Raw genomic sequence first — 24,696 nt, 5'->3', positions numbered from 1 at the left:
ATTCTGCTTAACATTTCCCTGCTCTTAAAAGGGCGCAATTTAGGACGAAATTTTCAGCGCTACATTAAAATAACATTAGAATTGAATCTGGTTCTGTTATTTTTTTCTTAAAGAAAATAAGGCATTCACGAACGGTTCGCTCTATTGATCCCTTCGTTTTAACAGTCGTTATAACCCGATAATCTTAATGTTGCAATATCTAATTTATCGTTTCATTTTATAATTTGAAACACTAAAAAAGACTTTATAGAATTTTACTTTTCTTAACTTTGGATTCCTCGCCCCCTAGAGTCGATCACAAAACCTGCAAATTATACACAACGTAATTATTAATTTAAGGTAGTTGTTTAGTATTTCATTCTGCCTTCCAGATCTAGATTGCTTATGGCACAATTTTACTTTTTTTCTGCGTTTACCAATTTTTCAAGAAAACTATATCTAGCAATAATTTTGCTAGTTCTAACTACTGTAAATTTAAATGCTCAGAACTGTACCGTAAATGCAGGAGTGCTGAACGTAACTATTTGCGAAACTGACGCTCTAGTCTTAACCGGAAACAATCCAGCACCAATTATTGGCACAGTAAAATGGACACAAATATCTGGTCCTGCAGTTGTTATCAACTCTCCTACTAGTTCTACAACAACAATCTCTGGGTATACCGGAGGAAACACTTATACTTTTAGATATAGTGCCACGTGTGGTGACGGAATTTTGTCTTATCAAGATAAAGTTGTCAATGTTAAGCCAATAACAAAAGCTAATGCAGGAGGCAATATCGCAAGTTGTCCTAGTAGTGATGGTACATTAGCAATTATTGGAAATTCTCCTCAAAACACAGGAGAAACAGGTTATTGGGAAATAGTGGGCGCAAATAATGCTGGGGTTGTAATTAATTTTCCAAATTTAGCTACCTCAACCATAACTTTACCTGCAACTAGTTGTGGCGTTTCAACACTGCAATGGGTTATTGAAGGACCAGAATTTGCCCCAGGACAACGCTGCAGAACTACGTCTCAAATTACAGTAACAAATTATGGAGGATTTAAACCGGTAACAGCAGGACCAGATCAAACTCTAAGCAATTGTTATACTACTACACAGTCAACAAATCTTGTTGGATCTTATGGCGGTTGCGGACTTAATGGCCAAAATGGTCAGTGGACATTTGTTTCAGGCCCAAACACTCCAACAATAGGGAGTCCAAATTCAAATAATACAAGCATTTCAAATTTAACAGAAGGAACTTATACCTTTAGATGGACCGTTACCGGATCGTGTGCATCTGGGAATGATTTAGTAGTAATAACTGTACCGCCAGCAACACAAGATGTAACACAATTGCCTGGTGGTGATGAAAATATTTTCTTTTGTGACAATACAATAAATCAAGTAACCCTTGTTGCACAAACACCTTTGTATGCAGGTGAAACTGTTGCTTGGTCACAAATTGAAGGAGATCCTGGAGCTATAATTGTTTCGCCTACTAATCCAACTACATTAGTAACTAATATTTCGTCAGCAGGAAGCCCATACCGATTCCGTTATACACTTACAAATAATAACACTGGCTGTATTTTTACCAAAGATTATATAGTACAATACAATGGCCCAACCAGAACTATTGTGGCAAACAATGGAAATGACATTGTAGGAAGCTGTAATGCAACTGTTTTTACGATTCCGCTTACTGTTACAGGAACAGGATCAAATCAATACCGAATTGTTAGCGGGCCAGCGCTATCACCTTTAGGTCCTTTTCCTACTGCTTTACAAGATGTTGGGAATTCACTGACTTTAACACTAACTGCTGCGGGAGATTATACAGTTGAATTTATCAGAAAACAAACGGGAGCATTAACCGTTGAATGCGATTATGGTTTTGACACATTAAATATTTTAGTTTCTGGAGATCCTACGCCTTCAAATGCCGGAACCGATGTCAGTTTGCCCTGCGGCGACACCACAACTATTCTTTCGGGCGTAACTACTGATGATGGATTGCATTTTTGGAGCCAACTCAGTGGCCCGAATACAGCTGTAATTGCAGATAATTTTGCTGTTGACACGCAAGTAAGCGGACTAATTTCAGGTACCTATGTCTTTCAATATATTACAAAAGGTGGCGGTGCTACGTGCGGTTTTTCTGTGGCGACGGTTACTGTTTATGTTTCTGATAGTTCTATAACCAACGTTGATGCAGGACAAGATCAAGTAGTCTGTACAAATTCACAGGTTCCACTAACTGCTGTACAACCAGATTCAGGTGAAATTGGGACGTGGAGTCAGGTTTCGGGTCCCGACACAATTACATTTTCTAATGTTAATGATCCTAATGCTATTGCTACAGGTTTCCAAACTACAAATTCATCTTATGAATTACAATGGACGGTTTCTTATACACATCCTGGTCCTTCTTGTGGTTCAGCTGTTTCTGATAATGTTACCATATTTACCAACAACCTACTAGCTCCAACACAATCAGACGCAGGACCAGATACCTGTTATTCTTCAGGAACAACAACTTTTAATCTTAGTGCAAATACTACAACACCTGTTGAATTTGGAACCTGGACAGTGCAACCATCTACTGGTGTTATCATTGTCAATGAAAATGACCCTAATACAGCCGTAACAGTTCCCGGAAATGGCACCTACGTATTTACATGGACAATTGTAAGCAGACTTAGAAACTGCATTCCTAGCGTAAGTAGCGTCTCAGTAACTGTAGCAGAAACTCCACCTTCTGCAGATGCCGGTCCAGATCAGGAAATTTGCGGTACCACCATCACAATGGCAGCAACGCAAAGTGCGGGATCAACAGGAACCTGGACTCGAATTTCGGGTGTTGGAAATTATACAATTAGTGACATTCATGACCCTAATGCTGTTTTTACCTTTAATTACAGTGGTTATTACATATTTAGATGGACAGTTGATGCAAATATTTGTGGTCAGGCTTTTGATGACATTAATTTGACAATTGGAATTCCTCCTCATTCCGCATCAGCAGGTCCAGATCAAAACATCTGCAACAATAGCAGTGTTACAATGGCAGGAAATTCTTATGATAGCTTCTTTGAATTAGGCCAATGGTCAGTCTTGACAGGATCTCCAAATCAGCCAACAATTGTTGATCCATCCAATCCAAATACCGTTATAAATGGGCTTATTGCAGGTACCTATACTTTTAGATGGACTATAACTGCGAAAAGTATCTTTTTGTGTTCAGGCAGTTTCGACGATATGGTCGTAGTAGTTGATCCCGCTGCTAATGCCGGCCCAGATCAAACATTTTGTGATGTGACCAGCGTGCAACTTATCGCAAGTGAAAATTCAAAAGGAACATGGACACTTACGAGTACAACAGGAAATGCAGGAGATGTTGTTATTACACAATCACCTCCAAACAGTTATATTGCGAATGCAACTGTCGTACCCGGAAATGATTATGTTTTTACGTTTACAACAATTGCTACAACATTTCCAGATGGTAGTTCTTGTGTTGGAACATCTGATTCTGTAAATGTTACAATCTACAACGGAGCAAGTATTGATCCAAATGCTGGGCCAGATCAAACTTTATGTATTAGTGATGTTGGGGGTGTCACAACAATGAGCGGAAATGTCCCTCCTCCTGATGTTTCTAGCGCTACATGGCGTTTTGTATATCAACCTACAGGAAGTGTTGCTAATATTGATACGCCGTCAGCACCTTTGACGACGGTTTCGAATCTGACTGTTCCGGGGCTTTATATTTTAGAATGGGTTTTTGAAAGCAACAATTGCCGAACACTTTCTGACATAGTCCGAATAGAAATGAATGCTCCGCCAAGCCCAGCAAATGCGGGGCCAGATGATACGGTAGCTTGTCAGACAACTTACAAAACAGCTGCAGTACCACCCGCAGTTGGTATTGGAACTTGGACATTTGCATCTCAACCTCCTGGAGGAAATGCCGTAATTGATAATCCAAATAGTCCAGTTACAACTTTATCCAATATTAGTGCTTTAGGAACATACACTTTGACATGGACAGTTACTAATGGTCCCTTTACTAGTCCATCATCATGCGCTCCTACTTCAGATGATGTTGAAATAACATTTAATGACGTGCCACCATCCATTGCCGATGCCGGGCCTGATCAAGAGCTCTGTAACGCAACTAGTGCAACAATGGATGCTGTAGCAGTGACATCGGGCGTAGGAACATGGACACAAGTTTCTGGTCCAAATACAGCAGGTATTGCATCTCTAAATAATGAAAATTCCTTAATGCTCGGATTAATTCCTGGTACTTACGAATTTAAATGGACCGTTACTACAACTGCTTCAACTAGCTGTATTTCTGAAGACACCGTTTTGGTGACAATTTATCAAAATCCATCACTTGCAGATGCGGGACCAAATCAAATTGTTCCTCAATTCTCTCCTATTAACCTGAATGCAGTTGCGCCGACTATTGGAACAGCCACTTGGACGCAAACAGGAGGTCCAAGTACAATTGCCTTTACCAACCCGACAAGTCCTACAACTGCTGTTACCGGAACGATTCCTGGTATTTATACACTTCAATGGAATGTAACCAATGGAAATTGTGCCGTTTCAACAGACACTATGACCCTTACGATATTAGCTGTTGCTGATCTCGAATTGACAAAAACGGTAACGCCTACTACAGGAAGTGTTGGTGATGAAGTTACTTTTAACATAAATGTTTTCAACAATAATGCATTAGGAGGTTCAGTTACCGCTACCAATGTAGCAATACGAGATCATATTCCAGCTGGATTTGAGCTCGTGCCAGGCTCTGTAAACTCGGGCGGAATATATAATGTTGGCGACAATACGATAACTTGGAGCGGCATTACGATTCCAAGTGGAAGTATTTTACATTTGTCATTTAAAGCTACTATTTTAACTGGTGGTTCTTACACGAATATAGCAGAAGTTATTGCCTCAGATCAATACGATCCAGACAGTACACCAAATAATCAAAATCCTGCCGAAGATGATCAAGATGATGCAACAGTAGTACTTGATGTTGCCGATTTATCACTGCGCAAAACCGTATCACCTACTAGCGTTAGTATAAATGACAACGTAACATTTACAATTTCGGTTACCAACAGTGGGCCAAATAACGCTACTGGCATTACAGTTTCAGATCATTTGCCTTCTGGATACACTTATGTAAGTGATAATGGAGGAGGAAAGTACAACAACACTACTGGAATATGGAACGTCGGAAATTTGAATAATGGAAATACCATCTCCCTTCAAGTTACTGCGAAAGTAAATGTAGCTTCTGCAGCAAATTATGTGAATGTTGCCGAAATACAAACTTCACATCAGTTTGATCCTGATAGTACACCCGGAAATGGACTTCCCGAAGATGATATGAGCAGTGCAACTGTCAATTTAAAATTAGCCGATTTAGAACTTACTAAAGCCGTTTCGCCAACTTCTGCCGCTGCCGGAGATCAAGTTTCATTTACATTACATCTTTTAAATAATGGCCCAGGAAATGCAACAGGTGTAGCTGTAAGAGACATCATTCCGGAAGGATTTGCCATAATTCCAGGTTCAGTATCGCATAGTGGTTTTTATAATGTTGCTGATGGCAGTCTTACATGGCAGAACTTAGCTGTCGCAAATGGCGCATCAATAGATTTAACCTTTAGAGCTACCGTTAACCCTTCAGGAACCTACATAAACATTGCTCAAGTTACAGCTAGTGATCTTCCAGATCCCGATAGTACGCCAAATAATGATGATGGAGATCAAAGCGAAGATGACGAAGCCAATGCTCCCCTAACCTTTATAGGACCAACAGCAGATCTTGAACTAACGAAAGAAATAGTTGCTGGCAACACAAGTCCCGTAATTGGCTCTCAAGTCTCTTTTAGACTTATTATTACAAACAAAGGACCAAATAGTACAACTGGAGTATTGGTGCGAGATATTTTGCCTTCTGGCTACGAGTTTGTAAATTATAGTTCTACAGATGGGCTCTATGATTTTACTACTGGAATTTGGAATGTTGCTACAATTGATAGTAGTGCTTCAGAATCTCTTATTATAGATGCAAAAGTACTCCCAACTGGTGATTATAAAAATACTACTGAAGTCATTGCCAGCAGTCTTCCTGATCCGGACAGTACACCAAATAATGATGACGGAGACCAGAGTGAAGATGATGAAGACAGTGTCATTCTTACTCCTGTTCAACCTGCTGCTGATTTATCATTAACAAAAACGGTTAGTAATTCGACGCCATTAGTTGGTTCGCTAGTTACTTTTCAAATTATAACTACAAACAGTGGACCGCAGGATGCTGCACAAGTTCGAGTAAGAGATCTTCTGCCTTCTGGATATACTTTTTTAAATTTCAATTCGACAAGTGGAACTTATGATCCTGTTACTGGTATATGGTCATTAGACATCTTAGAAAATACTGAATCTGAAACCCTGCAAATCAATGCAACCGTAAATCCTTCTGGCGATTACACGAATATTGCCGAAATTACAAATAGCAGTGTCTTTGATCCAGATTCTACACCAAATAATGGCGTTCCAACAGAAGACGATTACGGAACTGCAACCACAACTCCTATCCCTCGATCATCAGATTTATCAATAACCAAAACGGTAAGCAATCCTGCACCTGTGATTGGCTCTGTGGTAACTTTTCAAATCATTGTTACCAATAATGGCCCACAAGACAATACCGGAATTCAAGTTACCGATTTATTGCCTTCTGGCTATTCGCACGTTGGTTTTACCGTTACTACCGGAACCTACGATCCAACTACTGGAGTATGGATTATAGGAAGTTTATTAAATGGTAATTCCGAGACTTTGCAAATCGTGGCTACAGTAAATAATACTGGAGATTATCTTAATATAGCCGAGGTGACAGCTGCTGATCTTCCGGATCCGAATTCAACTCCTAATAACGGAAATACCACAGAGAATGATTATGCATCGGTAATTATCACTCCAATTGTACAATCATCCGATTTATCTTTAACTAAAACTGTAAATAACCCTACACCAGTTATAGGTTCTCAAGTCACTTTTGAGATTATATTGTCTAATAATGGTCCTAACGATAATACAGGTATTGAAGTAACTGATTTGCTTCCATCTGGATATACTTTCGTAGGATTTAATAATTCAAAAGGAACATATAACCCTTTAACAGGTTTATGGACTATTGGAAATTTGATAAGTGGCAACTTAGAAACTCTCGAAATCCTTGCGACAGTAAATGCAACAGGAAATTATTTGAACGTGGCAGAAGTTACCGCTGCCGATCTTCCTGATCCCAACTCAACACCAAATAACGGTGTTACTACGGAAGACGATTATGCGTCGGTTTCAACAAGTCCCGTCCCGCAATCATCCGATCTTTCTATCACCAAAACGGTTAATAATGCAACACCTTTAGTCGGAGCAACAGTGGCTTTTCAAATTGTAGTGACTAACAATGGGCCAAATGACAATACTGGTATTCAAATAACAGACCTATTGCCTTCTGGGTATACATTCTTATCATTTACTACTTCAAAAGGAACCTATAATCCAATAACAGGATTATGGACTGTAGGCAATTTGATAACCGCAAACTCGGAAACTTTACAAGTTTATGCAACTGTAAACCCTTCTGGGGATTATACTAACATAGCAGAAGTTACCGCGGCCGATCTTCTGGATCCTAATTCAACTCCAAACAACGGTGTTCCTGCAGAAAACGATTATGCAACTGCAACCGTAACGCCTATTGTACAGTCTGCCGATTTATCTTTGACTAAATCCGTAAACAACGCAACTCCATTAGTTGGTGCACCTGTTACTTTTGAGGTAGTGATAACCAATAACGGCCCGCAAAATACGACGGGAGTTACAGTTACGGATCTTCTTCCTTCTGGATATACGTTCAGCAGCTTCACAGTTTCTACCGGAACTTACAACGCAACAACCGGGTTGTGGACAATTGGAAATTTACCTAATGGTGCTTCAGAAACTTTGCAAATTACTGCAAACGCAAATCTTACTGGAGATTATTTAAATATTGCAGAAGTCAGCGCAAGCGACCTTCCCGATCCGGATTCGACGCCAAATAATGCAGTTACAACTGAAGATGATTATGCAACTGCAACCGTAACGCCTATTGTACAGTCTGCCGATTTATCTTTAACCAAGTCGGTTAGCAATACAACACCATTAGTTGGTGCGGAGGTAACTTTTGAAGTCGTAGTAACCAATAACGGCCCGCAAAATACGACGGGCGTTACAGTTACAGATCTGCTTCCTTCTGGATACACTTTTGTCGCTTATAGAATTTCAACTGGAACGTACACTCCTGCAAATGGATTGTGGACAGTTGGCAATTTAATCAATGGACAATCGGAAACCATGCAGCTTACGGCGATTGTAAATGCAACAGGCAACTACACTAATATAGCTGAAATCACTGCAAGCGATCTGCCAGATCCTGATTCAACTCCAAACAACGCTGCTGCTTCTGAAGATGATTACGCAACAGCGACAACAGCTCCAAATCCTCAATCAGCTGATTTATCTTTAACGAAAACAGTAAACAATGCGACACCATTAGCTGCTTCTACAATAATCTTCGAAATTACTATTACCAATAATGGTCCGCAAAATACGACGGGTGTTGAAGTTACTGATTTACTTCCTTCAGGATATACTTTTAGCAGTTACAGTACAACAAAAGGTTCCTATAATAGTACAACAGGAAAATGGAATGTTGGTTCTCTACTAAATGGCGATACGCAAGTTTTACAATTATCAGCAATTGTAAACGGAACTGGAGATTATCAAAATATAGCTGAAGTAACCGCAAGTGCACTTCCTGACCCTAACTCTACACCAGGAAACGGAGTCGCCACAGAAAATGATTACGCTACAGCTACGATCACGCCACGTGCATTGTCAGCCGATTTATCTATAACCAAAAGAGTAAACAATGCGACACCGCTAATCGGAAGCACTGTAACTTTTGAAATCGTTCTCACAAATAACGGTCCGCAAAATGCAAACGGTGTCGAGGTTACTGACCTCCTGCCTTCTGGATATACCTACACTGGTTTTACTGCCACAAAAGGAACATATACCCCTCTTACTGGTAAATGGAACATTGGTTCATTGCTTAGTGGCGATGCACAGACCTTACAATTAATTGCGACTGTAAACGCGACAGGAAATTACCTAAATAGCGTTGAGGTGACTGCCAGCGATCTTCCAGATCCAAATTCGACACCAAATAACGGAATTACAACAGAGAATGACTATGCCGAAGTAGCTACAGCACCACATGAAGCATTGGCCGATCTTTCTGTTCTTAAAACAATCGTTGGAGGCAATTTTAGTCCTATATTTGGTTCAACTGTTACTTTTGAAATTACGGCAACCAACAGCGGTCCTCAAGATGCTACTGGAGTGCAAATTCGCGACTTGCTTCCTAGTGGATACGAATACATCGTTTACAGTGCAACAAAAGGACAATATGTAAGCAATTCTGGAATTTGGAATATTGATTCTATTCCGAATGGCACTACTGAATCGTTACTCGTTACTGTACGAATCAACAGAACAGGTAATTATGAAAACACTGCCGAAGTTTACAGCTCCGATCAAAAAGATCCAGATTCAACGCCAAATAATGGTATTCCTGGAGAAGATGATATGAGTACAGCCATATTGACACCAATTAACGCTGTTGCTGATCTTTCTATAGAAAAAAGTGTAATCAATAATATTCTTACTCCAGCGGTGGGATCACAGATTTCTTTCTCAATTACAGTAAGCAACTCTGGCCCTAGCATTGCAACAGGGATTACAATAAAAGATGTCTTGCCTGCAGGATATGATTATATCTTTCATAATTCGACATCTGGAAACTATAATCATTTAACTGGCGAATGGAATCCGGGTATTATTTTGCCTGGCAACAGCCATACGTTGATCATCAACGTTTTTGTAAAAACTCCTACTGGCGCAACAGATGAATATCTAAATACTGCTGAAATAATGACTTCTGATCAGCGTGATCCTGATAGCACTCCCGGCAACGGTGTCGCAACAGAAGATGATTATGATAGTATTTCTGTAACACCAGTAATTGTAATGGCCGATTTATCAATCAGCAAAACAACTTTATCGGGCAATACTAATTACGATGTTGGCGATTCAGTAGTATTTAATATAACTGTAACGAATGACGGCCCTGGCGACGCATCTGGAGTTGAAATCAAAGATTTACTGCCAAAAGGATTCAAATATGTAACCAATTCAGCAACTGGCGGTGTTTACAATTTTGCTACGGGAATATGGAAAACGGGAATTGTAAGAAGTGGTAATAATGAGAGTTTAGATATTTATGCTACTATAAATCCGCCATCTGGTCAGGCAAATGAATACTTAAACATCGCTGAAGTTACTGCGAGCAACCTACCTGATCCTGATTCAACGCCAAATAATGGAGTAACTACAGAAGATGATTACGACAGTGTTCAAGTCAATGTCAACATCGCCGATTTGAGCCTTGAAAAAACCGTCAATAACAAAAATGCAAATGTAGATGAAGTCGTAACATTCACTCTTCAATTAGGCAATGATGGTCCTGCACAAGCAACAGGTGTTGCAGTGGAAGATTTAATTCCGCTTGGATTTAAAAACATTTCGAATATCAATCAAGGTGGAGTTTTTAGCAGCAATACGATACGATGGGTTGATTTGACTGTCCCTGTTGGAGGCATTACTTTAACGTACCAAGCTACAGTTGTAAATCCGCATGGGCTTGACAGTTATGATTATTTAAATATTGCTCAAGTCACTGCCAGCAACCAATTTGATCCTGATAGTAAACCAAATAATGATAACGGAGATCAAAGTGAAGATGATGAAGATTCTGAGTTTATAAACATTCCGTCAACAGATATTGCTATTACAAAAGAGGTTGACAAAACGGATGTTCCAATGTATTCGAGTGTAGTTTTCACCATTACAGCAGACAATCTTGGAAATTTAGCCGGAACAAATGTAGAAATTCAAGACTTGCTTCCAAAGGGATATGAACTTACTAGCTATACCGTTTCATCAGGAACCTATGACGGTAAAACTGGAACTTGGTTAATTCCAATTATTAATGCAAGGAGTTTACAAACTTTGACCATTACTGCTAAGGTAGTTGATGTGAATAGTTATCTAAATACAGCTCATCTTGTTAAACTGGATCAAATAGACACTAATGCATCTAACAATCAGGATAGCGCAACTGTAAAACCAAATTGTTTGAAAATTTACAATGAATTCTCGCCAAATGATGATGGGCAAAATGATACTTTCTATATTGATTGTATTACGCAATTCCCAGACAATCAGCTGGAAGTTTTCAACCGCTGGGGAAATATCGTATACTTCAAAAAAGGCTACGATAATACTTGGGATGGAAAGGCTGATGGATCTGCAAAAACACTTCCAGAAGGAACCTACTTCTACGTCCTTGATCTTGGTGATGGTTCCCCAAAAATCTCAGGCTGGGTTTACATTAAATAATTAAGAATAACCAAAACAAAATTGGCTATGATTCAAAATATAAAAAAGATTTTCACAATCGTCACGATGCTTTCTGTCACTGCAGTATTTGCACAACAAGATCCGCAGTACACTCAGTATATGTATAATACACTCACGGTAAATTCTGCTTATGCAGGTTCTCTTGGGCATTTAACTATAAACGGACTTTATAGAACACAATGGGTTGGTCTTGACGGAGCCCCAACAACGCAATCTTTTACACTGGACACTCCAGTTGCAAAAAACGTTGGACTTGGTTTATCTATAGTTAACGAAGAAATTGGCCCTTCAGAAGAACAATATATTGATGCCAACTTCTCTTATACCATTAAATCTGGTAACACGCATAAATTGTCCTTTGGGATCAAAGGAGGCGGACGAGTAGTTAATATTGATTGGACAAAAGGAAGCCATAGAGATCCTGATGTCGAATTTAGAGAAAATGTTACGAACAAATTTCTTCCCGTTGTTGGCGCCGGGATGTACTGGCATGGCGAAAGAGATTACATTGGTATCGCTGTTCCAAATTTCTTGACTAAAGAACGATACAATTACGACGATATCGCCGATGATCTTGTAAATGAAAGAATGCATCTTTACCTCATTGGCGGAATTGTTTTTGATCTTTCGGCTCATACCAAATTCAAACCAGCAGTTTTGGTTAAATATGTCGCAGGAGCCCCAATAATTGCAGATTTCTCAGCCAATTTCATGTTCAATAATGTCTTTACTCTTGGCGCTTCATACCGTACATCAGATTCTGTAAGTGCTTTGGCTTCTTTACAAATTGCTCCTCAATTTATGGTGGGTTATGCATATGATTATACTACAACTGAGTTGCAGAATTACAATAGCGGAACGCATGAAATTGTGCTTCGCTTTGAATTGATATCACGCAAAAATGGCTTAAAATCACCTAGATTCTTTTAATACTTGATTTATGAAAAAAAGAATTACTATACTGATACTACTGACGATACAACTGCTCAGCGCGCAAACAAAAAACAAAGTTGCTGATGCGCTGTTTGATAAAATGCATTACATCGATGCTGCAAAATCTTATGAAATGTCGATAAAAAATGGAGATGTTTCTAAAGAAATGTTGCAGCGCATGGGAGATGCGCATTATTTCAATACCCAAATGCAAAGGGCAAGCGAATGGTATGGCAAACTTTTGTCTGAATATCCAAATGATGTTTCACCAGAATATTATTTCAGATATGCGCAGTCTTTGCAAGGAATCCAAAATTATGATTTAGCAAAAAAATGGATGAAAAACTTTTCTGAAAAACAAAAATCAACAGATTCCAGAGGTCAGAATTTCTCCCTAAAAACCGTGACGCTTGAAGACATCAAAAAAATAAAACCACAGTTTATCCTTGAAAATTTGGAAATCAATTCGGCTTATTCTGATTTTGCTCCAATGTTTTACAAAGGAGATTTGGTTTACTCAACAACTTCTGATTCTTCGTATATCAAAACTGCAAAATACGGATGGAATGATCAACCCTATTTAAATATGCAACTCGGAAAAATTAGTGAATCGCAAACAAATGTGACATTCAAAGAGCGTTTCGGAAAAGAAATCACCACACAATATCACGAAGCTTGCGTTGCTTTTTCACCAGATGAAAAAACAATTTATTTTACACGAAATAATTATAACGGAAAATTAAAAAGAGACAGCAAAGGTGTCAATAATTTGAAAATTTATTCGGCGAAAGCGGTAGAAAACGGCAACGGAACTGTAAAATGGGAAAATGTAAAAGAATTGCCTTTTAACAGTGATAATTACTCAGTCGGACAGCCTTCTGTCAGCAAAGACGGAAAAAAACTTTATTTTGTTTCTGATATGCCAGGAACAATAGGTTCTAGCGATATTTTTGCTGTTGATATTTTAGGCGAAGATCAATATTCTAATCCGAAAAATTTAGGCGAAAAAGTAAACACCAGCGGACGCGAAATGTTTCCTTATATAACTGACAAAGCTTTGTATTTCGCTTCCGATGGATTTCTCGGATTGGGAGGTCTCGACGTTTTTGAAAGCAGATTAGATAACGGAATTTTTAGCACTACTACTAATCTAGGTGCCCCTTTAAACAGCAACCGAGACGATTTTGCTTATATTGTAAATGAAGATACCAACAAGGGTTTTGTTTGTTCCAACAGAAAAACCGGAAAAGGCGACGATGATATTTATTCTTTCGAAAGAAGTTGCACACAAGCTATTGAAGGTTATGTTTTTGATGCCATTTCAAACAACAAAATTGCTGGCGCAATTGTAACGCTCAAAAATAATTCGGGCACAAAAATAGACGAAACGGTTTCTAAAATTGATGGAAAGTTTGAATTCAGCGAAAATATAAATTGCGCTACATCTTATACAATCGAGGTTTCTAAAGACAATTTCAACAGTAATTCAGTTATTGTTACAACACCCGAAAACTCTGGAATTACAGAAGTTCCTATTGGACTTAATGCAGGACTTGTTTTGCGCGAAAATGGAGTTTTGAAAATCAAAATCGGAATCATATATTTTGATCTTGATAAATCCGAAATTCGCTATGATTCGGCAATTGAATTGAACAAAGTAGTTTTATTAATGAACCAATACAACTCTGTAGTCATAAAAATAGAATCTCACACCGATTCCAGAGCCGATGACCAATACAATCTTGAGCTTTCTGACCGAAGGGCCAAAGCAACCAGAGATTATATTATTTCACAGGGAATCGCGCCAGAACGCATAGAAAGCGCTATTGGTTTCGGTGAAACACAGCTTCTTAATAATTGTTCAAATGGAGTTCCTTGTACAGAAGCTCAGCATCAAATAAACAGACGAAGTGAATTTATAATCACTAAAATGTAAGTTTTAAAATGCTAAGGCGCTAAGATTATGAGCTTCTAAGTTTTCTTAAGAAGCTCATAATAATCACTGTTGGGTCTTTCTTTAGTTTCAATTCTCTGCAAAGGCAATAAATACTCAAATTAAATGTTTTATAATTAAAAGACAAACATTTTAATTTTAAGACTATATGTATTTAATAAGACTGAAAAATAGAAACCCTTTTTTATTGTTGATTTTTATCCTTTGCATTTCGATGCAAGGATATGCGCAAAAAGAATTGGAAAATAAATTCAAACCGATTCCGTCAAAAACGCCGAAAACGAAAGAGGTTATTCCTCCAACAGAAGAAGCTCCAAAAGTGAATCCGCCAGCGCCTGTCGAGAAACCGGATCCTTCAAAAATTGATCCGAATGAACTCTTCAAGAATACCAATTTATATAAGCAAGAGGCAAATGTTCCGGGGATTTTTTACAGACAAAATCAGTTTTTAGGAAGTTTTAAAACGTCGACTTTTACTTCGACAATTCGTTATCGCGATGCGGCCTTTGTTGATGGCGATAAAATCAAAGTGTATTTGAATGATAAAGTAATTGAGCCGGAAGTAAGCATGAAAGGAGAATATCAAGGTTTTAAAATAACGCTTGTTCCAGGGATCAACAAAATTGATTTTGAAGCACTAAACGAAGGTTCTGCTTCCCCAAACACTGCCGAATTCCAAGTTTATGACGACAAAGGCGCTGTTATTGAATCCAGCCAATGGAATGTTGGAACGGGTTATAAGGCCACTATTGTTTTGTATAAAGAATAAGTAAAAATTGTAATTGAAAACAAATAATCCCATTTCATAAGGAATGGGATTATTTGTTTTATGCCGTTTTTAAAACAAAACTTAAATTGTAGGCTCTACAATATCCTCGGATTCAATTTCTTCAACAGGTGCCGAATTATCATCCAGCCAAGCAATAAAAAGTTTATATCCAATCGAAAAGACAATTGGCCCTACAAACAATCCAATAAATCCTGACATTATAAATCCGCCAATAACACCAAGAAAAATAATAAGCATTGGCACCAAAGCTCCTTTTCCTAACAAAAGTGGTTTTAAAACGTTATCAGACAATCCGCTGATGATGAAAAATATAGTCCAGAAAATGGCATGACCAGAGTCTCCAGTTGAAAACAAATAAACGATCACCCCAATATTTATAATAATTGGCCCAATTTGCAGAATTGAAAACACAAGGCAAATCAAAGTCAAGATTCCCGCATAAGGGATATCTGCCATAAATAATCCAAACGCTTGAATAATAGTTTGAATAACTGCTACGCCCAAAATACCTTTGACTACTTGAAAAATTGTTGATACTGAAATTGTCATAATTTCATCCGCTTTATTTCCTGCAATTTTTCTAAGAAATTTCATAGCAAAAGCCTTTCCTCCAGAGGTAACTAATAAAACCCCAGCTATAATTACTGATAAAATGAATTGTAAAAATGCGGCGCCAGAACTCAAAATACTTCCCATAATTTTTGACGAAAACTCTTTAATCTGATCCTGATATTTTACTACGCCTTGCTCAATATCTGTTGACATCATAAGTAAAAATTCATAAAGAGGCTTACCAATTATTGGCCATTCTTTTATGTTTTGCCCAGGAGGCGCTATTTTTAATGTTCCAGCTTCAAAACTAGTTTTCAATTCTAAAAAATTGGCTATAGCCGCTTTTAAAGAATAAATAACAGGCACGAGCATTACAGCAATAATCACAAGTGTTATTATAATCGAAGCCAGTGTTTTTCTTCCTTTTAAGATTCTTTGCAAAAAATCAAACATTGGGTAAAATGCCACGGCAAGTATAACCGCCCAAAGAATTGGCATAAAAAATGGCAATAATAATTTTAAACAAAATCCGACAATCAGAAATATAAAAAATAACTGTAAAATAGTATCAAACAGTTCTTTGCGTTTATTAGAATAAGATGTTTTCATGTTTATTTTGATTTAGATGTGATTGGTTAAATTTATTTTTGTTTATCTCGAGAAAAATTAGCGTCTGAAACCAATCTTCCTATTAAAATTACAGGATACAAAACTCCTGTAAGTACTTCAATCTGAACTAAAGAACGCGCTACAGGATGAAGTGGCACAATTTCACCATAGCCTGTAGAAGTCATGGTGATGTAACTGAAATACATAAAACTCGCCTGATCGCTGTTGGTTTCAAACTGTGAATCTGCAATATTGAAAGATCCCTCAATATGTCTAAAAAGAAACAAATAGAGCGTACACCAAAAATGAACCATTAGCATATACACCACAATTGAACCTATTATTCTATAGGTGTTGACAGGCCCAGGCTCTAAAACCTTTTTTAAAACTAATATGATCAAAAGTGCCATAACAGCTACCGACAAAACAAGATCAGCAAACAAAATGATAATGTTTCTATTAAAATAATCAATCCATTGTATCAGAACAAATAGAATTGGAATTACTGAAATAAGGAAAGCTTGTTTTGTATGCTTGGAAAGCGAAAAGATACCCGCAAACAAAAACAGCATCCAAAAAATGTTTAGGACAATCATAAAATGCGGATAACTGCCAAAAAATGGTATGGCAATAAAATGCATAATGAAAAGCAAAATGAGCATACCGCTGAGTCCACTTTCTTTATTCCATAAACCAAATAAAAACCGATTTTTTTTTACAGTCATAATCGTATTCAATGTTTAAAATTAAATTGGTATTGGCTCTACTTCTACTCTTCCTAGTGGTCTTCGCCAAAGTTTGAAAAGCAGAATTAGTAATATGGGAAAAAAACATATCGCCGACATTACGAGATAAATATCTTTATAAGCCAACAATATTGATGCCTGCGAAGTTTGATTCGAAAGACTTTTTTCTGCTTTTTTCTGTGCCTCGGCATCAGATAATCCCATATACATAAAATTTCTTTTGGAACTTTCTAATTGATTTTCTGCTGATTTATTAAGCGCTGACAATTGCTGGCTTAAACCTGTTTTATGCTGAACATTCATATTCGAAATAAAAGTTCCAAGAATTGCGCTTCCAAGTAGAGATGCAAAAACAGCTTGTGAAATAATTCCTGTCATCATACGTGATGTACTCAATGGTGGCGGAACACCTTCTGAAATATAAAGCAAGGAAACAGGAAAGAGAAAACCAATTCCCATACCTTTAAAAACAAGAGGCACAAAAAAATCAGTAGAATCAATTCCTGGATAAAATCTGAAAAACAAAATGATATGGTAAAATCCATAACACGCGAAACCGATTACCCAAATCGTTGCCAAATAAATCTTTTTATACAAAAGATAAGTCGAAAGCGGAATCGAAATACATAAACCAAATAATATTGCCAAATGCGTTAAAGCGTTAAGCACTGGATCAAAACCTAAAACATTGGTCATATAACCGGTTACAACACTTCCGGTTCCATTCATTACCCCAATGTAAAACATCAAAAAAGCACCAATAACTACGTTTTTATGCCTATAAACATCTGGATTTATAATAGGATCGGTTGTAAAACGAACGTGCAACAGATAAATCCCAGCCATTATAAATAAGAATCCTATAGCTAAAACAATCTTTGGATCACTCAGCCAATTTCTAGTCTGTCCTTCGGCACATAAAAACAGAATAATCAGAAAAAATAAAAGCATGATGATCCAGCCACGCCAATCGAATTGAAAAGGTGTTTTCATTGGAGCAACGTCGGCTTTATAAAAAAACCACGCCAGCAGAATTCCAACTAAGAAATTGGCATTCAAAAAATAAATTCCAAAAGTCCAATTGTGAAGATTCGTAAAATTTGTTCCTAAATATTGATACAAATGCTGACTTCCTTTTTGAATAAATTGTAGAATCCCATACAACAAAGCCATATTAAAAGCCGGATTGTACTTCATTAAAATCGGAACCATTGATGCAAATATTCCAATTACAGAAACAATAGCCAAAAGTGATCTAAAAAATACAAACCATTCAATACTAGAAACAAACAACAAGGCAGTATTGAAAATCAAAGACAAAAAACACGCCGACAAAATCATGGTTCGCACCTTGATTTGCTTTCCTAATTTTAATCCCAAAGGCATAAACCCAAGCATAGCAAAAATGGGAATGTAAATCGAGTACGTAAAAACCGTTGTCGATTCTCCAAAATGCCCCATAATTTGCGAATTGTCATAAGTAGTGACGTTAAGACCATTAAAAAAAGGAATTGTAAGGATATATAATCCTATTAGGGTAAAAACGCTTCCTTTTTTTCCTGCAAACATTTCTTATTTTTTTACTTCAACTGTTACATTCATTCCTGGTCTTACATCCTGTAAATCTTTTGCAGACGCTTCAAATTCAATTTTCACAGGAATTCTTTGTGTGATTTTGACAAAATTTCCTGTTGAATTATCAGGCTCAACCATTGAAAATTTGGCTCCTGTTGCAGGTGAAAATCCTGTTACTTTTCCTTTAAATTCTTCCCCGTCTAATGCATCAATCGTGATGGTAACTTCTTGTCCTCTTTTTATTTTCTCAATCTGAGTTTCTTTAAAATTGGCAGAAATCCATAATTTTTGATTCAATACAATGGTCGCAACGGTCTGATTTGTATTTATCAATTCGCCAATAGATAAATTGCGTTCACCCACAAATCCATCGCCTGGCGCTATCACGCTTGTATAGGATAATTGCAATTTTGCGGCTGCGAGATCGGCTTTTTTGCGTGCAACCGTTGCTCTTGCCGCTTCCAAATTAATATTGCTTTGCGCAGTGATTGAACTGCTAGCCTCTAAACTTTTTTGGCTCGCTTTTACATAAGCTTCTTCCGATTTCAGTTTGGAAATTACCTGATCATATTGATTTCGGGTAACAGCCGAGTCTGCATACATATTTTTAAATCGCTGATAATCTTTTTGTGCTTTTTCGAGACTAGCCATATCACCAGCCAATTTTTCTTTTCCTGAAGCTTGATTGGATGCTGATGTAGTAATATTTTGTTCCAACGAATGAAGATTTCCTTCGGCTATAGCTAAATCTGCTTCGGCCTGCATTACTTTTATGACATATTCAGAATCGTCAAGAACCACTAGCGTATCTCCTTTACGAACAGACTGATTAGCCTCAAATCTGATTTCTTTTATATGCCCTGTCGCTCTTGCTGCAACAGCATTGATATAAGCCTCAACTTGCGCATTATTAGTCGTTTCATAAGTGCTAAAATCAAAAAACAGACTCAAAATCCACAAACCGCCGGCAATCAAAAAACCAAAAGACAGCACGGTAAGAATGGTATTTCTCTTTTTATCTTTCTGAATTATTTCGTTTTGGGCATTCGGTTCGCTCATGATATTTTCTATTAAAGTTTTCCCATCGCATATTGGAGAGAATAATATTGAATGATAAAATCTAAATTGGCATTTACCAATAAAATTCGGGAATTGTTAAGCTGTAATTCGGCATCAACAATTTCAGTGATTAAGGCAAAATCATTGTCATAACGACTTTTCACAATTTTATAATTACTCAACGAAAGCTCCACATCTTTTTTATAGGTTTTGATATTTTCTTTGCTTTCAACATAGCGCACATAAGCATTTTTTACTTCGGTACTAATTTGATCTTTTGTTACTTGCAGTGCAATATTACTTTTGTCAATTTCCAGTCTATCGCCTGAAATTCTGTGTTTTAAATTATAAAAACTTGAAACATCCCAATTTAAGGAAACCCCTGCTGCCCAATAATTCAATATATTCACGTAGTTTGGCCATTGTGCCGGATATTCGGTATTTAAAATAAGGTTTGCATTTATATTTGGCATAAAACCGCTTTTTGTCAAACTCAAAGATGATTCAGATAATTTAATTTTCACTTCGGCGCGTTTTATTTCTTCTCTATTTTGAAACGCTTCTGCCAAACTTTCCTGCAGCTCTATATTTTCTGTCGGAATCATGCTTTCTGTTACTTCAGGCTTTAAAATAGTATTGGTTGGAAAACCAATCAAAATATCGAGATAATTACTGATTAATTCTATTGTATTTTTGCTTCTAAAAACAGATACCTTAAAATTCGATTGTTGCAATTCTGTTCTCAATAAATCACTTTTTATATTTTGTCCGTTGTTCACACGTGACTGCAACTGTCTGATTCGAAGATCAGTATTGATGATATTTTGTTTTGTAACTTCAATTTGTCTGTATAGTTTCTCGAGCGTAAAATATTGTTCTGTGATAGCATTTTTGACATCAGCTTCGGTCATTTTAACAGCGGACTGTTGCATTTGACTGATGAGTTCCTGCTGATCAATTCGTGTATTAATTGCACTTCCGTTATAAATTGGCAACGATGAAATAATGTTAGCGAAAGCCTGATGATTATAATAATCTACAGTGATATTGCTCTCATAAAACCCTTCATAGATTTTAGGATTGCCTATATAATTGTAACCGCCATTTACACCGATACGGGGCATTTTGGCAATTTTTGCTTGATCAACATTTTCTTTCGCGATAGCTAAATCTGTATTTGCTATTTTAAGCTGTCGATTGTTTTGAATTCCTAATAATATGGCCTCATCCAGCCTAATTTTTTTTGCAGTTCCAATACTATCCTCCTGCGCAAAACCAATATTGACGCAACAACATACTAAAGCCAAAAACTTTAATTTTAAATATTTAAACTGCCAATATCTCATTGAATTTTGTTCATTTAAATTTCATTTTTCTTGGAGTTGATTTCAGCTTTCGCAACCAATTTAGCTCCTTAGGATTTTAACCTTTTTAGGAATATTTTAAGAAATAAATTTAGAGAATTCTTAAGAAGGAAAATTTACTAACTTGTTTCATTTTATAAAATGAAACGTCTTAAATCATCCTTAAGTTTCATGAAAAATAAATTGGCTTTAATTTTGTATGAACCATAACAATATTATTTTAAGCCTCATGCAGAAACATTTATTGATTGTGCTTTTTTTTCTTTGTTTCACGAGCACTTTCGCTCAAGAAAAAACCTCAGATACCACAAAAAATGTACAGCCCCAAAAAAAGAATATCGATTTTAATGTTATGCCCTATATCAGCTACAACAGAACGTTGGATTTTATGTTTGGTGCAATCCCAATGATGATGTACAAAACAAATAAAGCTGATACAATTTCACCAAAATCATTATCAGGGATTACAGCAATTTATACTACGAACAAATCCTATTTTGTATGTTCATTCAATAAATGGCATTTTAATGAAGACAAATGGCGCGCCCAGCTTTTTGCGATGGCAGGCAATCAAAATGCACAATTTTTTATGGATGATTTTGATTCTTCTGGATTTTATGATTACGGAACTCAAACCTTTTTGGTAAGCGTGAGTGCTTTAAGGAAAATTGTAAAATCATTTTATGGAGGAATAGGCTATTCTTATGCGCATTATGACACGACCTATCAAGAAGATATACAGCCAGCCTCGGTATCACATACAAATGGCTTACAGATGATTTTACTGTATGATACTCGCGATGCTGTTTATTACCCAACAAAAGGAAGCAAAATAAGAGCCAGATGGATCACTTATCCAGAATGGTTTGATGATGTAAATGCAAATAAAATCATTTCAGAGTACAATACTTATATTTCTGTTCGAGATAAAAAAGATGTTGTTGCTGCGCGTTTTGCAGGTAAATTTGGTTTAGGAAATATTTCTTTTGAACAGCAAGTTACCATTGGAAACGATGATATCAGAGGGTATTCTGAAGGAAAATATCGCGGAGATGGACTTATGGCTATTCAAGGCGAATATCGCTATAATTTTCATAAAAGAATGGGCGTTGTAGGCTTTGCCGGAGTAGCTACTATTTACGGTTCTGATACACCAAGTTTTGACTGGAAACTATATCCAGGCGCAGGCGTTGGTTATCGCTACAGAGCTTTCAAAAACGAAAAATTCAATGTGGGATTAGATGGTGCTGTCGGGAAAGGAGATTGGGGACTTTATTTTAGGATTGGTGAAGCTTTTTAGTTTCTTTTATTTATTTGATGATAAAAGAAAAGGAAAACCAGAAGAATTAGTGTCCCATATTTTCATAAACTACAACACAAACCGATACAAAAAATCCAACTACTGTATATACTCCCGCAGATTTATGTCCGTGTTCATATGCTTCTGGAATCATTGAGTTTGCCAGCATCATTAAAATAGCACCTCCTGCGAAAGCTAGAATAAAAGAAAGCCATTCATTTGAAACACTGCCAAATAAAGAATATCCTGCCAAGGAAGCAAAAGCACATAAAAATGAGATAAATATCCAAAGCAACATTATTTTTTTATTGCTCCAATTTCCTTTTTTCATACCTGACGAACCAGCAATAGCTTCGGGAAGATTTGATATGAAAACGGCTACCAGCATTGCCAGACTTCCTGTTTGATGTTTGAAAAAACCTAACCCAACAATAATTGATTCTGGAACTCCGTCAAGAATTATAGCCAAAACCATTGGAACAATTAGATTTGATTCTTTTGCAGTACCAATTTTTAACCGATTTTTAGCCCCAAAATGACCAATAAGCCGGTCTGCTCCGTAAAACATTAATGCGCCTCCAAAAAAACCAAAAGTTGGGTAGATACTCCCTTTTCCTAATTTTACAGCTTCGAAAACCAATTCATAAGAAATGGCAGAAATCAAAGTTCCTGCGCCAAAACCCATAATTTTGCCAATTAAACGACCGCTCAAATCAAAACGAATAGCAATAATTCCTCCCAAAATCAAGGAAGATGTAGCCAATAACCCAAGTAAAAAAGCCTGAAGCATAGCTGTTACTTTAAATGTAGAGACACAATATTTTTAAGACAGCTTCATAGGTTTTATTAACCCCAAATAATAAAACCTATTAGGCTATCCTAAACTAAACCAATTTAAAAAAAACAAAAAAAACAATTTTTAAACTATAATAATCAATTACTTAATCTTACATTAGGAATACTTAAATTCTCATTGTTTTAAGTATAGAAACGAATACTCAAAATAAAGGTTAATACCCCCTATTTATTGTAAATTAGCTTAAAACTGTCTTGATTAATAAACAAAATTGAGCAGATTTGATTTCTAATCAAGAAATCAAACCCAACTCAATTGTATTTTTTTGACTTATCTTAATATTCCATAAATATTTTTTGGAGCTCATCTAGTTTTCTTGGCTTAAGCAATGCAACAGACAACAAGATTCTAGATTTTTGTGGATTTAATCCATAAGAAGCAATAAGTCCTAACTCGTCGTCATTACATTCTACATTTCGGCCCACTAAACCAGTTGCAACACGAGTGCTTCGTACTACAATTATTCCTTTTTTGCTAGCTCTGGCGCACGCATCAAGCGATTCCTTGTTCATGTTGCCATTTCCAACTCCAGCAATTACAATTCCTTTTGCTCCTTTTTCGATAGATGCATCAATCAAGTCAGCTTTCATGTCAGCGTCAGCATAAATAATATCTACACGAGGAAAAGAGGTTACGCCTTTTACGTCAAACTCAGAAGTTTTTCCAAATTTTTGATCAGGATAATGGTAAAAATCATTTACTCCATAAGCGGTAGTACCAATTAATCCACGTATTGGAGACATAAAAGTTTGAACTGCCGTAGTACTTACTTTTGTCAATGATTGAGCCGAGTGAATCCAGTCGTTCATTACTAAAAGTACACCGTGTCCTTTGGCATTTGGATCTGCCGCTACCGCAATTGCATTGTATAAATTCAAAGGCCCATCGGCACTAATAGCTGTCGATGGACGCATAGAGCCCACTAGAACTACGGGTTTATCTGTTTTTACTACTAAATTGAGAAAATAGGCCGTCTCTTCCATAGTATCTGTTCCGTGAGTAATTACAAAACCGTCAAAATCTTTGCTGGAAGCTAGTTCATTGATTCTATTTGCTACTTTCAGCATAATTTCAAACGACATATCTTGAGATCCCACATTCGAAATTTGCTCTCCTTTAATATCGGCTAATTTTAATGCATCTGGAACTGCATTTACCATTGCATCAATAGTAACTTGTCCAGAAGTATATCCTGACTGAACGCCACTTTTTGCCGCTCCGGCAATAGTACCGCCTGTTGCCAGTATTAAAACTTTAGGTTTAGCTTGTCCGAACATACTAATACTTAGTGATAACATCACCAGCAAAAACACTTTTTTACAAAAATTCATACTTAATTTCATGGTTT

Annotated in this window: 12 protein-coding genes; 5 read left to right on the top strand and 7 right to left on the bottom strand. The window is 36.9% G+C overall.

Translation table 11 applies throughout. The features are described from left to right. The first annotated feature begins 384 nt into the window (after window positions 1-384). The 4 genes from H600_RS0115610 (at window position 385) to H600_RS0115595 (ending at window position 15,266) form a co-directional block, all read left to right on the top strand. A complete protein-coding gene (locus H600_RS0115610) occupies window positions 385-11,589 on the top strand; it encodes a T9SS C-terminal target domain-containing protein (protein WP_026729665.1) in 11,205 nt (3,734 codons plus the stop codon). Between the two features lie 27 nt (window positions 11,590-11,616). Beyond that, a complete protein-coding gene (locus H600_RS0115605) occupies window positions 11,617-12,540 on the top strand; it encodes a PorP/SprF family type IX secretion system membrane protein (RefSeq protein ID WP_026729664.1) in 924 nt (307 codons plus the stop codon). A gap of 10 nt (window positions 12,541-12,550) precedes the next feature. Continuing rightward, window positions 12,551-14,479 (top strand): OmpA family protein, encoded by a 1,929-nt coding sequence (locus tag H600_RS0115600; RefSeq protein WP_026729663.1) that lies wholly within the window; start codon window positions 12,551-12,553, stop codon window positions 14,477-14,479. Between the two features lie 166 nt (window positions 14,480-14,645). Next, window positions 14,646-15,266, top strand: a complete 621-nt coding sequence (locus H600_RS0115595) for a hypothetical protein (RefSeq protein ID WP_051234434.1) — start codon at window positions 14,646-14,648, stop codon at window positions 15,264-15,266. Window positions 15,267-15,347: 81 nt separating this feature from the next. On the opposite strand, the gene H600_RS0115590 is transcribed toward H600_RS0115595, so the two are convergent. The 5 genes from H600_RS0115590 to H600_RS0115570 are packed head-to-tail and all read right to left on the bottom strand — an operon-like array spanning window position 15,348 to window position 21,135. Beyond that, the gene (locus H600_RS0115590; protein ID WP_026729661.1) at window positions 15,348-16,448 is read right to left on the bottom strand and encodes an AI-2E family transporter; all 1,101 of its coding nucleotides are present in this window, start codon (window positions 16,446-16,448) and stop codon (window positions 15,348-15,350) included. Window positions 16,449-16,480: 32 nt separating this feature from the next. Next, a complete protein-coding gene (locus H600_RS0115585) occupies window positions 16,481-17,173 on the bottom strand; it encodes an ion channel (protein ID WP_026729660.1) in 693 nt (230 codons plus the stop codon). Between the two features lie 21 nt (window positions 17,174-17,194). Beyond that, window positions 17,195-18,763, bottom strand: coding sequence for an efflux MFS transporter permease (locus tag H600_RS0115580; protein WP_026729659.1), 1,569 nt, complete (start codon window positions 18,761-18,763; stop codon window positions 17,195-17,197). A gap of 3 nt (window positions 18,764-18,766) precedes the next feature. Next, window positions 18,767-19,828, bottom strand: coding sequence for an HlyD family secretion protein (locus tag H600_RS0115575; protein ID WP_026729658.1), 1,062 nt, complete (start codon window positions 19,826-19,828; stop codon window positions 18,767-18,769). Between the two features lie 11 nt (window positions 19,829-19,839). Further along, window positions 19,840-21,135, bottom strand: a complete 1,296-nt coding sequence (locus H600_RS0115570; RefSeq protein ID WP_167330307.1) for a TolC family protein — start codon at window positions 21,133-21,135, stop codon at window positions 19,840-19,842. 256 nt (window positions 21,136-21,391) lie between these two features. Between H600_RS0115570 and H600_RS0115565 the strand changes: the two genes are divergently transcribed. Then, on the top strand, window positions 21,392-22,492 hold the full coding sequence (locus tag H600_RS0115565; RefSeq protein ID WP_245176579.1) for a BamA/TamA family outer membrane protein: 1,101 nt from the start codon (window positions 21,392-21,394) through the stop codon (window positions 22,490-22,492). 46 nt (window positions 22,493-22,538) lie between these two features. On the opposite strand, the gene H600_RS22170 is transcribed toward H600_RS0115565, so the two are convergent. Both H600_RS22170 and H600_RS0115555 read right to left on the bottom strand, forming a co-directional pair. Beyond that, complete coding sequence (locus H600_RS22170; RefSeq protein WP_035108679.1) at window positions 22,539-23,282, bottom strand: ZIP family metal transporter; 744 nt, start codon at window positions 23,280-23,282, stop codon at window positions 22,539-22,541. Between the two features lie 341 nt (window positions 23,283-23,623). After that, window positions 23,624-24,691 (bottom strand): type II asparaginase, encoded by a 1,068-nt coding sequence (locus H600_RS0115555; RefSeq protein WP_084157392.1) that lies wholly within the window; start codon window positions 24,689-24,691, stop codon window positions 23,624-23,626. Window positions 24,692-24,696: the final 5 nt, after the last annotated feature.

Origin of the sequence: Flavobacterium denitrificans DSM 15936, assembly GCF_000425445.1 — a bacterium.
In the GTDB taxonomy this organism is placed as follows: domain Bacteria; phylum Bacteroidota; class Bacteroidia; order Flavobacteriales; family Flavobacteriaceae; genus Flavobacterium; species Flavobacterium denitrificans.
The sequence above is the reverse complement of the archived record's forward strand: the minus strand, read 5'-3'. Positions and strand labels throughout refer to the sequence as shown.

Bases quoted from the DNA above. Each gene is read 5' to 3' on its own strand.
- H600_RS0115595 (WP_051234434.1), top strand. From the start codon at position 14,646: ATGTATTTAATAAGACTGAAAAATAGAAACCCTTTTTTATTGTTGATT.
- H600_RS0115610 (WP_026729665.1), top strand. From the start codon at position 385: ATGGCACAATTTTACTTTTTTTCTGCGTTTACCAATTTTTCAAGAAAA.
- H600_RS0115565 (WP_245176579.1), top strand. From the start codon at position 21,392: ATGAACCATAACAATATTATTTTAAGCCTCATGCAGAAACATTTATTG.
- H600_RS0115585 (WP_026729660.1), bottom strand. From the start codon at position 17,173: ATGACTGTAAAAAAAAATCGGTTTTTATTTGGTTTATGGAATAAAGAA.
- H600_RS0115580 (WP_026729659.1), bottom strand. From the start codon at position 18,763: ATGTTTGCAGGAAAAAAAGGAAGCGTTTTTACCCTAATAGGATTATAT.
- H600_RS0115575 (WP_026729658.1), bottom strand. From the start codon at position 19,828: ATGAGCGAACCGAATGCCCAAAACGAAATAATTCAGAAAGATAAAAAG.
- H600_RS0115590 (WP_026729661.1), bottom strand. From the start codon at position 16,448: ATGAAAACATCTTATTCTAATAAACGCAAAGAACTGTTTGATACTATT.
- H600_RS22170 (WP_035108679.1), bottom strand. From the start codon at position 23,282: ATGCTTCAGGCTTTTTTACTTGGGTTATTGGCTACATCTTCCTTGATT.
- H600_RS0115600 (WP_026729663.1), top strand. From the start codon at position 12,551: ATGAAAAAAAGAATTACTATACTGATACTACTGACGATACAACTGCTC.
- H600_RS0115605 (WP_026729664.1), top strand. From the start codon at position 11,617: ATGATTCAAAATATAAAAAAGATTTTCACAATCGTCACGATGCTTTCT.
- H600_RS0115555 (WP_084157392.1), bottom strand. From the start codon at position 24,691: ATGAAATTAAGTATGAATTTTTGTAAAAAAGTGTTTTTGCTGGTGATG.